This window comes from Nocardia pseudobrasiliensis NBRC 108224 (genome assembly GCF_001613105.1).
Classification (GTDB): domain Bacteria; phylum Actinomycetota; class Actinomycetes; order Mycobacteriales; family Mycobacteriaceae; genus Nocardia; species Nocardia pseudobrasiliensis.
On sequence record NZ_BDBS01000083.1, the window covers coordinates 1 to 12163 of the forward strand.

The 12163-nt window shown below is 63.0% G+C and carries 14 protein-coding genes and 2 pseudogenes; 14 read left to right on the forward strand and 2 right to left on the reverse strand.

Going from position 1 to position 12163, the window contains the following annotated elements; all coding sequences use genetic code 11:
* The first annotated feature begins 11 nt into the window (after positions 1 to 11).
* The 13 genes and pseudogenes from NP4_RS43515 to NP4_RS39075 all read left to right on the forward strand — a co-directional run bounded on the left by NP4_RS43515 (position 12) and on the right by NP4_RS39075 (position 10344).
* Positions 12 to 719, forward strand: a complete 708-nt coding sequence (locus NP4_RS43515) for a class I SAM-dependent methyltransferase (protein ID WP_373863909.1) — start codon at positions 12 to 14, stop codon at positions 717 to 719.
* Positions 604 to 1557 (forward strand): helix-turn-helix domain-containing protein, encoded by a 954-nt coding sequence (locus NP4_RS39035; protein ID WP_068009785.1) that lies wholly within the window; start codon positions 604 to 606, stop codon positions 1555 to 1557. Before NP4_RS43515 ends, NP4_RS39035 begins: the two co-directional genes overlap by 116 nt.
* Before the next feature lie 170 nt (positions 1558 to 1727).
* Positions 1728 to 1980 (forward strand): annotated as a pseudogene (locus NP4_RS43070) (hypothetical protein); the annotation flags it as partial.
* Between the two features lie 295 nt (positions 1981 to 2275).
* Complete coding sequence (locus tag NP4_RS39040) at positions 2276 to 3025, forward strand: SDR family NAD(P)-dependent oxidoreductase (protein ID WP_174556226.1); 750 nt, start codon at positions 2276 to 2278, stop codon at positions 3023 to 3025.
* A 50-nt stretch (positions 3026 to 3075) separates the two neighbouring features.
* Positions 3076 to 3351: pseudogene (locus NP4_RS43075) on the forward strand (alcohol dehydrogenase catalytic domain-containing protein); the annotation flags it as partial.
* Positions 3352 to 3359: 8 nt separating this feature from the next.
* The gene (locus NP4_RS39045; RefSeq protein ID WP_245998775.1) at positions 3360 to 4070 is read left to right on the forward strand and encodes a zinc-binding dehydrogenase; all 711 of its coding nucleotides are present in this window, start codon (positions 3360 to 3362) and stop codon (positions 4068 to 4070) included.
* A gap of 36 nt (positions 4071 to 4106) precedes the next feature.
* Entirely contained in the window at positions 4107 to 4829 is a 723-nt protein-coding gene (locus NP4_RS39050; RefSeq protein ID WP_211336007.1) for a TetR/AcrR family transcriptional regulator, read from the forward strand.
* Between the two features lie 929 nt (positions 4830 to 5758).
* Positions 5759 to 6568 (forward strand): squalene/phytoene synthase family protein, encoded by an 810-nt coding sequence (locus NP4_RS39055; protein WP_068009789.1) that lies wholly within the window; start codon positions 5759 to 5761, stop codon positions 6566 to 6568.
* A 141-nt stretch (positions 6569 to 6709) separates the two neighbouring features.
* A complete protein-coding gene (locus tag NP4_RS40540) occupies positions 6710 to 7573 on the forward strand; it encodes a spirocyclase AveC family protein (protein ID WP_169813873.1) in 864 nt (287 codons plus the stop codon).
* A 136-nt stretch (positions 7574 to 7709) separates the two neighbouring features.
* Positions 7710 to 8195: a hypothetical protein gene (locus tag NP4_RS39060; protein ID WP_147288145.1), complete on the forward strand. Its 486-nt coding sequence runs from the start codon at positions 7710 to 7712 to the stop codon at positions 8193 to 8195.
* Positions 8196 to 8280: 85 nt separating this feature from the next.
* Positions 8281 to 9093, forward strand: a complete 813-nt coding sequence (locus NP4_RS39065; RefSeq protein WP_169813874.1) for a tryptophan 2,3-dioxygenase — start codon at positions 8281 to 8283, stop codon at positions 9091 to 9093.
* Positions 9094 to 9268: 175 nt separating this feature from the next.
* Complete coding sequence (locus tag NP4_RS39070; protein WP_068009803.1) at positions 9269 to 10045, forward strand: NsdA family TPR-like regulatory protein; 777 nt, start codon at positions 9269 to 9271, stop codon at positions 10043 to 10045.
* Positions 10024 to 10344, forward strand: a complete 321-nt coding sequence (locus tag NP4_RS39075) for a hypothetical protein (RefSeq protein ID WP_068009810.1) — start codon at positions 10024 to 10026, stop codon at positions 10342 to 10344. The genes NP4_RS39070 and NP4_RS39075 overlap by 22 nt, the downstream gene beginning before the upstream one ends.
* A 35-nt stretch (positions 10345 to 10379) precedes the next feature.
* Here NP4_RS39075 and NP4_RS43225 read toward each other — a convergent pair whose 3' ends face one another.
* Positions 10380 to 10769, reverse strand: coding sequence for a polyprenyl synthetase family protein (locus NP4_RS43225; protein WP_307599159.1), 390 nt, complete (start codon positions 10767 to 10769; stop codon positions 10380 to 10382).
* Positions 10672 to 11145, reverse strand: a complete 474-nt coding sequence (locus NP4_RS43230) for a polyprenyl synthetase family protein (protein WP_307599157.1) — start codon at positions 11143 to 11145, stop codon at positions 10672 to 10674. Before NP4_RS43230 ends, NP4_RS43225 begins: the two co-directional genes overlap by 98 nt.
* A gap of 395 nt (positions 11146 to 11540) precedes the next feature.
* On the opposite strand from NP4_RS43230, the gene NP4_RS39085 reads away from it, so the two are divergent.
* Positions 11541 to 12163 (forward strand): mevalonate kinase family protein (locus NP4_RS39085; RefSeq protein ID WP_373863908.1); only part of this gene is annotated, 623 nt, incomplete at its 3' end.

Sequence of the window (12163 nt, forward strand, 5' to 3'; positions counted from 1 at the left end):
TTGTTTGCTCCCTGACGCTTCACTACCTGGAGGACTGGCACTCCCCGCTGACGGCGATCCGACGAGTTCTGAAGCCGGGAGGCCGCCTGATCCTCTCCGTGGAGCATCCGCTTGTCATGTGGTTCACCGCTCTCCAAGCAGGCAACACGACGAACTACTTCGCCACACGGCCTCGTCATGTGGAGGACATGGCAGGACAGGCCGCCGGCCTGACGTTTTGGGACCGGTCACTGTCGACGATGTTCAAGACCTTCTTCGACACCGGATTTCGAGTGACTCACCTCGACGAACCTGGCCCTGCCCCGGCGGCGCTGGAGCAGTTCCCAAAGTTCTTTGAAGATAAGGATGACCCCGCTTTCTGGTTTTCCTGTTCCTGGTCCTCGTCTCGGAAGGTTGACGTCCGCACAGAACCGATCAGGGGGCTTCCAGCCAAGTGCGAAACCGCGCGTCACGATTCGGGTGTCGTATGCATCGTCGCGAGATCAAGCCCGCTTCCGAGCTCACCCTCGATTTCGCTGACGGCGCTACCTGACAGCGGCGAGAATAGTGCGCGCTATCGAACGGTCAGGGGCAGCAACGACTTTTCGCGGAGGCGCGGACATCATGATCGTCGTCGACACCAACCACATCGACCCGAACGATCGTGCGGAGATGGTGGCCAGCGCGATACAGAACACCACCGCCCCCGCCTATATGGAGCACAACCCAGCCGATGGTGAGATATCGGCGTGGCTCGATGTCACCGACTTCGGGCCGCTGTTCCTGGCGCGCGTGCGCATCTCCGGATTCCGCCTGGTCCGCACGCCCACCCAGATCCGACGGCTCCCCAGCGCTCTGCTCTCGGTCAGCGTGCAGGACACCGCGCCCGCCCGGTTGACCCGGGAACAGGATCAACAGCTGATATCGCCAAACCAGCTGTACACGATGGACTTCGACGCCCCCTACGACGTCGACTGGTCCGACGGCGGGTCAGCCGCCGCGCTGTATGTGACCACAGACCAGCTCGACCTGCCGACCCGCATCGTCCGCAGAGCACTGGCCGTACCGCCGCAAAGCAGCCCGCTGTGCCCTTTGCTGGCCAGCCATATTCGATCCATGTCCACCGCCACCGAAGCACTGCGCGCCGATCCCGGAGCGCTGGATCTGGGTCACGCCAGCGTCGATCTGATCCGCGCCTTCCTGATCTCCCTGACCGACGAAGCCCGCACCGACGCCACCGCGATTCCAGCGCAACTGCTCCTCGACCGCATCCGCGACCACATCCGCGCGCATCTGACCGACCCAGCACTCCGCGCCGAAACCATCGCGCGCGCACACCACATCTCGACGCGCTACCTCTACAAACTCTGGGCACGCACAGGATCCGATCTCGAACAATGGATTATCGAGCAGCGGCTGGAACGAGCCCGCGCACAACTCACCGCCGACCCCCAACGACCCATCGCCGCGATAGCCCTCGACTGCGGGTTCCGAGACCCGTCCCACTTCACCCGCCGCTTCCGCACCGCCTACGGCATGACACCCAGAGACTGGCGCGCCACCCCACCCAAAACATAACCGGCCCAGTCGGTATGGCCCCGAGGCCGCGGACACACGACAGCAGCCCGGATCCTTTCGTCCATTGGACGCGGCTGGTCGGCTGGGGCCGCCAACGCCCTGAGGGCGAGGGGCAGCATCATCTACGAGACCGCTAATGACGCGGACGGGAAACACGTTGGCCTCCGGGCCGGCACGGGAATCCGCACCGCCCCAAGCGGTATCACCGCAGTCTGCTGCGAGTGTTCTATCTGTCGGCGCGATACAGCACCCGGTGGAGCGGAGAGTCCAAGCAGCTCTACGATCGAAAACGCTTGCAGGGCAAACCATCGACAAGCGGTGATCGCCTTGGCCCGGAGGCGAGTGAACGTAATCTGGGCGCTGCTGCGCGACAATCGCCGCTACGAGCCGCGCCCACCTGGCACGGGCTGCGCGACCGCCTGAAGCCGCACCGACGTGAAGGTGTCGGCGTAGATCGACATCGAACACATCACCACGCCCGCGTCACCAACGCCTGCACCCCCCTCATTCGCCGGTATGTCCGCTACCGCCTGGTCCTCAACGCCACCGCTCACACCGTGACCGACCGCGTTCGCAACCTGCGCAAGGCCAGCTCCGTCACGGCAACCGCGTACGGAACGCACCCAACCTCGCTACAACATTGCTATACATCCTGCTATAGCGCTGATACAGTGCGGCTGGGAGGTTTCCCGACGACCGAGTGAGCGAGGAGGAGCTGATGAGCCTGGAAGGGAAGACAGCGCTGGTGACCGGGTCCAGCAAAGGGATCGGTCGAGCGATCGCCCTGCGCTACGCCGAGCGCGGCGCCGATATCGTGGTGAACTATTCCCGCGACCGGGACGCGGCGGAGGAGGTGCTCACCGCCGCGCGGGCCGCGGGGGTGAAGGCGATCGCCGTGCGGGCCGACGTGTCGCGGGTCGAGGAGATCGATCGGCTGTTCGCCACGGCGCTCGGCGAATTCGGCAAGGTCGACGTCGTGGTCGCCAACGCGGGGATCGAGAAGGTCAATATCCCCGTGGTCGAGGTGACCGAGGACGATTTCGACCTGCTGTTCCGAATCAACACCAAGGGCCCGTATTTCGTCCTGCAGGCCGCGGCCCGCCACATCGCCGACGGCGGCCGGATCATCAACATCGCCTCCAGCTCGACGGATCGGCCACAGCCGGGTCTGGGCCTCTACGGCACGAGCAAGACCGCCGTCAAATACCTGGTCCAAGTCCTGGCACTGGAACTCGGCGCCCGCGGCATCACGGTGAACACCCTCTCGCCCGGACCGATCGAGGGCGCGGGCATCTTCACCGGCGTCGGCGACGACGACCCCTACAAGAAGGCGCTGCGGGAATCGGTGCCACTCGGCAAGCTCGCCACCCCGGCCGATATCGCCGAGTTCGCCGAATTCCTCGCCGAGGACCGGTCACTGTTCCTCACCGGCCAAGAAATCTTGATGAACGGCGGATCCAGCAACTGATCACGACCACCGACAAAATCTACGAACGGAGTACGACAATGACAGCCACCATGCGTGCGATCCAGGTAATCGAAGCCGGAGCGCCGTTTTCGGCCACGACAGTCGCCGTGCCCGAGCCCGGTCCCGGACAGGTCCGCGTTCGTGTCCGCGCATGCGGAGTGTGCGGCGGGGACGCCATTCCGCGACAGGGGCTGATGGGCGTCAACCTGCCGCGCACCCCCGGCCACGAAGTGGCCGGTGATGTCGATGCCGTCGGCGCCGGCGTGACGGCCTGGCAACCCGGTGACCGGGTCGGTATCGGCTGGCACGGCGGCAGCTGCTTCACCTGCGCGCCGTGCCGGCAGGGCGACCTCGTCAACTGTGTGAATCGCACGATCGTCGGCTGTCCTACAACGGCGGCTACGCCGAATACATTGTCGCCCCGCAGGATACGCTGGCCCGCATCCCGCAGAGCCTCACCTACGAACAGGCCGCGCCTTTGATGTGCGCGGGCATCACCTCCTTCAACGCCCTGCGCAACTCCGGGGCGCGTCCGGGTGACACGGTCGTCGTGCACGGTGTCGGCGGGCTCGGCCACCTGGCCGTCCAGTTCGCCGCCGCCATGGGTTTCCGCACGATCGCGGTCAACCGCGGGCGCGAGAAGGAAGCCATCGCCCGCGAACTCGGCGCCGACGAATACCTCGACAGCGAAGCCGGCAGCGTCGGCGAGGCCCTGCAGCGACTGGGCGGGGCACACGTGGCGTTCTCCACCATCGGTTCGAGCCGAGCGCAGGCCGATCTGATCCAGGGGCTGCGACCCAATGGTCACCTGCTCATCGTGGCCAGCGAACACCAGCCGATCGAGGTCTCCCCGGACCTGCTGGTCTTCGGTCGTCGCACAGTGTCCGGCTGGTACAGCGGGCACGCGAAGGACAGTGAGGAAACCATGGAATTCGCGGCGCTCAAAGGCATTCAGCCCCTCATCGAGACCTACCCTCTCGACGACGCCGAGATCGCCTTCCAGAACCTGGGTAAAGCCCGATTCCGCAACGTCCTCACCACGTAACCCCTGTATCGACGCTATATTCCGTAAAATAGCGGCGTGACACAGACAGTGGACGTGCACGCGTCGACGAGAACCCGGCTGCTCGAGGCGGCCGCGCAACTACTCGCCGAATCCAGCGGCTCGCAGATCACCACCAGGGCGATCTGCGAGCTGGCCGGGGTGCAGGCACCGACGCTGTATCACCATTTCGGCGACAAACAGGGCCTGCTCGACGCGGTCGCGGCATACGGCTTCGAGCAATACCTCAACGCCAAACGCGCGAACAAGCCATCGGAAGACCCCTTCGCCGACATCCGCCTCGGCTGGGACCGGCATACCGATTTCGCGCTGGCCAACCCCGCGCTCTACGCGGTGATGTACGGCCAAGTCGTCCCCGGCAAACGGCCCGCGGCCGCCGCCGACGCGGAAGCACTCCTGCTGGCCTCGCTGACCCGAGCCGCCGAAAAGGGCCGACTGACCACCACTCCGGACAGTGCCGCCCACCTCATCCTCGCCACCAACATCGGGGTCGCCCTCGCTCTCATCACCACGCCCCCGGGCCAACGCGACGCCACCCTCTCCGACCGCACCCGCGACGCCGTACTCGCCGCCATCACCGCCCCCGACACACCAACCACCACGACCACCACCGACACCAACCGCTCAGCCATATCCCGCAACGCCATCGCCCTGCACGCCACACTGACCAACCCGACACCTCCCCTGTCCACCACCGAGACCGCACTGCTCAAAGACTGGCTACGCCGACTGGCCGACTGACACCGACCACAATCGTCGATCACCGCCTTTCCGATTTCTTCTCATGCACCGAGCGGGCGCAGATGGGCGGCCGTTGGGAGCGGCCGGGCGGCGCCAAGCCAGATATTCTGACTCGGTGATCATCTCTTCGATCAGTCAGCGCGCAAGTATGAACCACCCCCGCGTTGATAAGAAGGATTGAGAGCCGCAATCTCGTTGTCGGACAACCGGTCCGCGCCAACGAGTATCATGCCGCTGTTGAGCGCGCCCAACCACTCCCCGAGCATCACTCCACTGCCACCTCATCGTCGGCCCCCAATCGAATTTCGGAGACGAAACTGCATCGACACCAATTGGTCGCTCGCGGCCGGCTGAAACGTCAGGGCGGGTTCGATTCAAGTGCGCCCCGAATCCGGTGGAATCGATACTTTCACAACGATTTTCGAGGTATCGATCTGTAACATCAACGGGGAGGTTGGTGATCGCCGTGGACGACGCTGCCGTTGAACACCGACTGCGAGCATAGCCATATCGACGGCAAGGCCTGTGACTCGAACCAAGGTGCTTCGTCGAGGTCCCACCCAGGTTCCGCAGACGTTGGGACGCACGGACGCGGGCCAGCCGGGCAACGCGCGAGAGAGAACCATGGCTTGTCGCGAAGATGTGGCCGGTCCGGCCTGCCGCGACCGTCGTTTTGGACAGAGCAAGGGGATGCACAGTATCCGAATATTGAGATGGAGCTCTCTATGCGTGGCACGCATGACCTGCATGCGCGAAATGGGCTTCCTTCGGCAAGCTTGGTGTCTGCAATATTGAGTGCAAGCTACTGAGATCGACCAATAGGCCCGGCGAGTCAATTAGCGTCTGCAACTCGATTCAGCAGAACGCTCGACCGGCGTTCTCCGCACTAGGCTCGTTGAGCGATACCCAATGTCGCCAGGAGGTGGATTATGTCGGTAGATATTGATGCATTCACTGCGCTCGAGGCAAACAGCAGAACGTTCGTGCTGCCGATTATGCAGCTTCGCGGGGATCTGCGCGATGCGGTCACTGCCTATTATCTGTCTACTCGGGCCATCGATCAGATCGAGGACAGTCCGACTCTATCGATCGTTTCGAAAGCCCAGCTTCTGCGCAGCATCGCAGCTATTTTGCAGTCTCGCTTCGAAGAGACGTCTTTCGCGCCAATCTTTCGGCCGCACGAACAGGCCCTGGAACCAGTGACTCTCAGTCTTGGTCGGTGGCTGACCCGTGTCCCACCAGCCTCAGTTGCACCTCAACTGTGGGAAGCTGTCTCTGCAATGGCCGATCGCATGGCTTTTTGGGTGGAGCGCGACTTTCGAATTATGACCGAGGATGACCTGGACCAGTACACCTACGCGGTTGCCGGATCCATCGGCGTGGGCATCAGCAACCTCTGGCGATGGTATGAGGACGTGACCACTGACCAGAACGATGCCATTGCTTATGGACGTGGATTGCAAGCAACCCACATGTTATGGGCCCGCAAAGAAGACCTCGCGCGAGGTGTGGACTTCTTCCCCGCCGGTTGGACGGCTGAGGATATGCGCACCTACGCCGGACGCAACCTCGAACGAGCGCGCCACTATCTCGATAGCCTTCCTGAAGGTTCGATATGGAACTTCTGCCACCTCCTATGGGACATCATCGCCGCCACATTAGACGTTACCACAAAGGAAAAGGCAACCCTCAGCCGTCAGCAGATCACGATCATCGCGGCGCGCTACTCGCAACCATAGGAATTTATGTTGAATCATACGGTCCGAAGAGTTTTCAGATTTGATCTCAGGACTGCTCATCGCAGATCGCTGCGAATAGTTCCGCGCTATCCGGTGAAGTTCTGGGCCATACTCGGTGCGGCCTTTATAATATTTCAGACAGTGGTGTTCGCTCGATGGGTTGCGCACGACGGTGTGCACGCCACCGCATCCGGAGGCTATTACATTTCAACAACGGAGAAAATAACTTCATGGTCGACGCAAGGCCTGATTCTTATCGTTATCATCGGTCTTGCGGGGCACTTCTTCCGCGTCAGCCGTGAGACCGGGCATCCGACTTTTCTGGCCATGCTCTGCCTAGCTTTCGGAACGACATTTTGGCAGGACCCGATCGTGAATTTCGGACACCCGCGTTATATGTCCAATAGATACGCCCTGAATGTGACCACATGGGGCCAGTTTATTCCAGGTTGGCACTCCTCCGATTCTCGGCAAGCAGAAACTATCCTCGCGGGAAGTGGATTGACCTACTTTGTGCTAGTGCTCTGGATTCTCATTCCGCTAGCTTTTCTCAACCTCCTGACCCGCAGGGCTCAACATGGCCTCGCATCGTGGAGTTTTCTCCGAGTCGTGACTGTAACCGTGCCGGTAGGGCTGGTCACCGAATTTATCGTAGAGTCTCTGTGGCTGAGAACTGGATCCTTTGCGTACGTGGGTGTCAATAAAACGTTCGCAATCTTTGGTGGGCATTGGTATCAGCTACCGCTAGTGAATCTTTTCATTGCGCCAATAATTATTACGCTGCCATCGATCTTATTGATCTGGCAGGCTCAGCGCGGTGATGGTCAGATCTGGATCTGGAACGGGTGCGAGCGAATGACTCCATGGGCTTCAATAGGATTTCGCCTTCTTGCGACAGTCGGTTTCGCCAATCTGCTCATTCTGATCACTACGGTGGGTATGGCCACCCTGTACGGCCATAGTGACTTTCCAGTCGATACGCCCAGCTATCTACGATTTCAGTAACCCGAATCTGCTTATATCTGCCCGTCAATTTGTAGCATTTGAGCATCCAGAGGTCGTAGTCGCACAGGAAGTCTTCGCGGTGTTCGCCGTGACACATATGAGGCGATGGATCGCAGCTACTGCGGCCCTAATCCTGATGTCAGGCATGAGTATTGCATTTCTTCCTACGGCTCAGGCCACGGTGGGGGATTTGATCTGTGGGACAGGCGTCGAAGCCGCCTCCTACAGTCCGGGACTGACGAATACCGCCCAGCCGGAAACTGTCACGCTGAACGGGACCCTCGGCCCGTGTGTCTCGCTGAAGGATCTCAGCGTGACCGGCGGGAGCTACCACGTGGTGGTCAACAACACGTTCAGCTGCCTGACGCTCTTCGGCAATGCCTCGGGCGTCCGGACGTTCACGTGGAACAATGGCCAATCGAGCACGTTCACCTACACGGCGTCGATCGAGAAGGCCGAGAGTGAGGTCGTCGCGACCTACACCGGCACGATCACCGGCGGTGAATTCGCCGGAGATCACGCGCTCATGGTGGTGACCAGTGCGTCGCTGTCGGCCCTGCAATGCGCCACCCCGCCCGGAGTTCAGAGCTCCAGCGGAACCATCACTCTGGCAATCAGCTAGCCGAGTCGGCGATATCCAATCCACGCGACTCTCGCGCGCGGAAGGGCTCTGACACCTTCCGCACGCGAGAAAGGAGCGCGTCATGGTGTCGACCGACGCGAGCGAACGCACCTGTGACATGTATCTGCAATTGGATCGGCTGCTCTCCTGTCAGCGCACAGTGTCCGGTAGCGATCACGAAATGCTGTTCATCGTCGCGCATCAGAGCACCGAGTTGTGGCTGAAGTTGCTCCTGCACGAATTACGGATCGCTATGATTCGCCTGCGGGGCAATGAGTTCCGAGAAGCCTCGCACAGGATCGGGAGATGCGGCACGGTGCTGCATCACATGACCGAGGCGTGGGAAGTCCTGTCGACCCTGTGCACCAATGAATTCCTGCCGATGCGCCCGGAGTTGGGCACGGCATCAGGTTTACAGTCCTACCAGTATCGACAGGTCGAGTTCATGCTCGGTGCGAAGCATCGCGGCATCATCGCCGCCTATCGGCACAATCCTACGGCCCAAGCCGATTTGATACGAGCACTCAAAGAACCAGGACTCTACGATGCCGCCATCGACCGACTCTCAGCCCGGGGTTTCGCTATCGCGCAGTGGCATCTGCACCGTGATGTCTGCCTGCCGTATCAATCGAACGAAACGGTCGCGAACGCCTGGCGACTGATCTACGAGAATCCCCGGGAATACTCCGACCTGTGGGAACTGGGTGAAGGGCTGACCGGACTCGAGCAGCGCTTCCAGCAGTGGCGCATTCACCATCTGCAGGCCGTCGCCCGGATCATCGGATACCGCCACGGAACGGGCGGCACCGACGGGCTCCCTTATCTGCGTCACGTTCTCGACAACATGTTCTTTCCGGAACTCTGGGAGATCCGGACCACGCTGGGAGTCGTGCCGTGAGAGCGGCGGTTCTAGGCGCGGGCCCGGTCGGTTGCGTGCTGTCGATCATACTGGCGCGCTCAGCGAGTCCTTCGTGCACCACTTGAAGGAACTCGCCGGCTGAGCAAGCGGCTCACGGCCTGTCCGAAGCAGGGTCGTCGAGCCCGCATTCGAGGAATGGGTCGCGGCCACCTCGATGCCATCGGCGCAGCTCAGTCGAATCGAGAACGGCCGCAACAAGGTCCGTGATCTGGACAAGTTGATGCGCTACACCCGGGCGCTGGGCGTACCCGCGGAGATGCTGTGGTTCGACATCGATGACCCCGCGCCGATACCTACGCCGACGCCCGGAGCGCTCCGCCTGCGTGACGGTCTGACGCTGGCGACGCCGACGGTCGAACCGCTGCTGATCGACTCGCTGCGCACCACTCTCCAGGAGTACATCCGCACCGACAACGTGGCCGGGCCGCAATCGCTGCTTGTGGTCGTGGGTCAGCAGGTGCGGTTCGTGGAACAGCTCGAGAGCACCAGTCACGGCCGGACCCGGACAGAGCTGCGCCTGCTGCGGGCCCGGTTTGCCGAGTTTCTCGGCTGGCTGCATCAGGATGCCGGGAATCTGGCAGCGGCACTGACATGGACCAACGGCGCCGCCGAACTGGCTCATGACACCGGCGATGACAGGTTGTTGTCCTATATTCGGATGCGGCAGAGCAGTATCGCCGCCGATGCCGGCGATTCGCGAAACACCATCGCACTCGCCCGGGCCGCCCTGCACACCCGCACCGATCTCAGCGCCCGCCAGCGCGCCATGGCACTGCGCCAGATCGCACACGGTCACGCCCGCCTCGGCAGACTGACCGAGACCGTACGCGCTCTCGACCAGGCGGCACATCAGGCTGCCTCCCTCGACGACGACGACCTGGCCGGCTACTGCACACCGAATACATCGCCATGGAAGCCGCCTCCTGCCTGATCGAACTCGACCGTCCCGAACAGGCCATCGCCACCTTGGAACCTCAACTGCCCCAATGGCATCCGGAGAACCGCCGCGACATCGGTCGAGGCCTCGCGTTGCTGGCCATCGCGCTGGCCCGCAGCGGACAGCCCGACGATGCCGTCCGGGTTGCCCAGCATGCCCTGGCCATCGTCGCCGAAACCCGCTCGACCCGCACTGAACAGCAGCTCTACCGCATTGTTCGCGAACTGCACACCGGCGGCGCGGTCACCCATGCCGCGCAATTGCGAATCACCATGCGCCACACTATCGGATGAACCACCCCGCAGATCCGACTGACGGTCCGTGCGACTCAATGGTCCCTATGAGTGGCGAAGTGGATCAACGCGAGCAGATCCCCAGCTCGGTCCCGGCCGGGTAGTGCGGCGATCGCCGCCGCGACTCGTTTGTCGGCGTGCAGCGCAGCCGCTGTCCGACCGCCCGCGGCCTGCACCGCGACGGCCGCACGAGCCGCCTCGGTGACAGCGACCGGCGTCGTCGATCGATACAGCTTCTCCAATTCGGCCGCGGCAGCCGTTCCCGAGGACAGGGCCGCCACCACCGGAAACGATCGTTTGCGACGCATCAGATCCCCACCGATCGGTTTACCGGTCATCGCCGGGTCGCCCCAGATTCCGAGGATGTCGTCGACCAGTTGGAACGCCAGCCCTAGTTCGCGGCCGAACGCCTCGAACCGACCGATGGTCGCCGGGTCCGCCCCCGCACACAGCGCACTCAGCGCACTCAGCGCCGTCGCCTCGGCACCGACCGCACCGGGTCACTACCCGAACAGCGAGGGCGTGCAGCGCGCCTCCGAGGCAGATCGCCTGCGGCACACCCCATACCGTCCACACCGTGGCTCTGCCACGACGCAGCCGGGCGGCATCCATCACGTCGTCGTGGACCAGTGGGAAGTTGTGCACCAGCTCTACCGCGACCGCTGCTGGAACAACCGCTCGACGGCCGGTTCCGCACGCGCGTGCCGCGGCGAAGACCAGCGCTGCGCGCAAGCCCTTGCCCCAGCCCGCATCGGTCGGGTTGCCCTCGAGATCGCGCCAGCCGAGGTGGTAGGCGGCCATCAGATCCAGCGGGTCGGGAAGTGTCGTGATCGCTTCTCGCAGTGGGAGTTCGCACCGGCGGCGTGCCCGTTCCAAAATGACAGCGGCGTGCGCTGAGGCGGTGTGTGACCGTGTCCGTCATCTCGGCTGCACCGTCCCTGTTCGGAGCCTCTGTACCGGCCCCTTCGACCGATTCCCCCTCAGTGTGGGGCCGATCGGACGGGGCAGAGAACTATCACCCGTATGCCGGCCATGCCCGCGGCGAATATCGATTTGGATCCGACGCCTCCTACGCGTTCGGTCGTCGATATGCGCGACGCGAATCGTCGTCATGTGCACGACAGCGTTCTATCCATGCGGAAATGCCTGCACCATCGAGAGCACACAGTCGGCCCACTCGTAATGACGAGGGCGAAATGAATTCCATCGATGCCATAACCCACACCGCGGTCGGCCGTGGAAGCGCCTGCGCCAAAGCCATCCTCATCGGCGAACACACCGTCGTCTACCAGCAACCGGCCATCGCGATACCGCTACCGGCACTCACCGTCACCGCCTTCGCGCGTCTGTCGGCCATCCCGGCGAGCGGTGGTGCCTCGGGCATACCGTCCGGTGACGGGTCGGTCGGTATCCACATTGCTTGCTCCCCAACAGTTTCGACCGCGCATGCCACTTCCGCACCGCTGAGCGCCGACGGCGCCGTGCTCGCGATCGCTGCCGCGTCGCGGTTGCTGGGAGTCCAGCACCGAAACGTCCGCGTACAGATCAACGGCAATCTCCCACCGGCACGCGGCCTGGGTTTCAGCGCCGCCTGCGCGGCTGCGGCGGTCCGCTCTGTCGCGCACGCTGTCGGTGCACGCTTCGACGCAAATACCTTGTTCGACTTGGTGCAGTGTGGCGAGCAGCGCACCCACGGCCGCGCGAGCGGCGTCGATGCGGCGACCGTGACCAGTACGCAACCGATCCTGTTCCATGCCGGTGCGGCGCGATCGCTGCACACAGAGGTGGAAGCCGTGGTGGTCCTTGCCGATACCGGTGT

What these genes read in the sequence shown, in the direction of transcription:
- NP4_RS39035 (WP_068009785.1), top strand. Translation starts at nt 604, where the DNA reads ATGATCGTCGTCGACACCAACCACATCGACCCGAACGATCGTGCGGAG.
- NP4_RS39040 (WP_174556226.1), top strand. Translation starts at nt 2,276, where the DNA reads ATGAGCCTGGAAGGGAAGACAGCGCTGGTGACCGGGTCCAGCAAAGGG.
- NP4_RS39055 (WP_068009789.1), top strand. Translation starts at nt 5,759, where the DNA reads ATGTCGGTAGATATTGATGCATTCACTGCGCTCGAGGCAAACAGCAGA.
- NP4_RS39060 (WP_147288145.1), top strand. Translation starts at nt 7,710, where the DNA reads ATGTCAGGCATGAGTATTGCATTTCTTCCTACGGCTCAGGCCACGGTG.
- NP4_RS39070 (WP_068009803.1), top strand. Translation starts at nt 9,269, where the DNA reads ATGCCATCGGCGCAGCTCAGTCGAATCGAGAACGGCCGCAACAAGGTC.
- NP4_RS39075 (WP_068009810.1), top strand. Translation starts at nt 10,024, where the DNA reads ATGGAAGCCGCCTCCTGCCTGATCGAACTCGACCGTCCCGAACAGGCC.
- NP4_RS43230 (WP_307599157.1), bottom strand. Translation starts at nt 11,145, where the DNA reads ATGGCCGCCTACCACCTCGGCTGGCGCGATCTCGAGGGCAACCCGACC.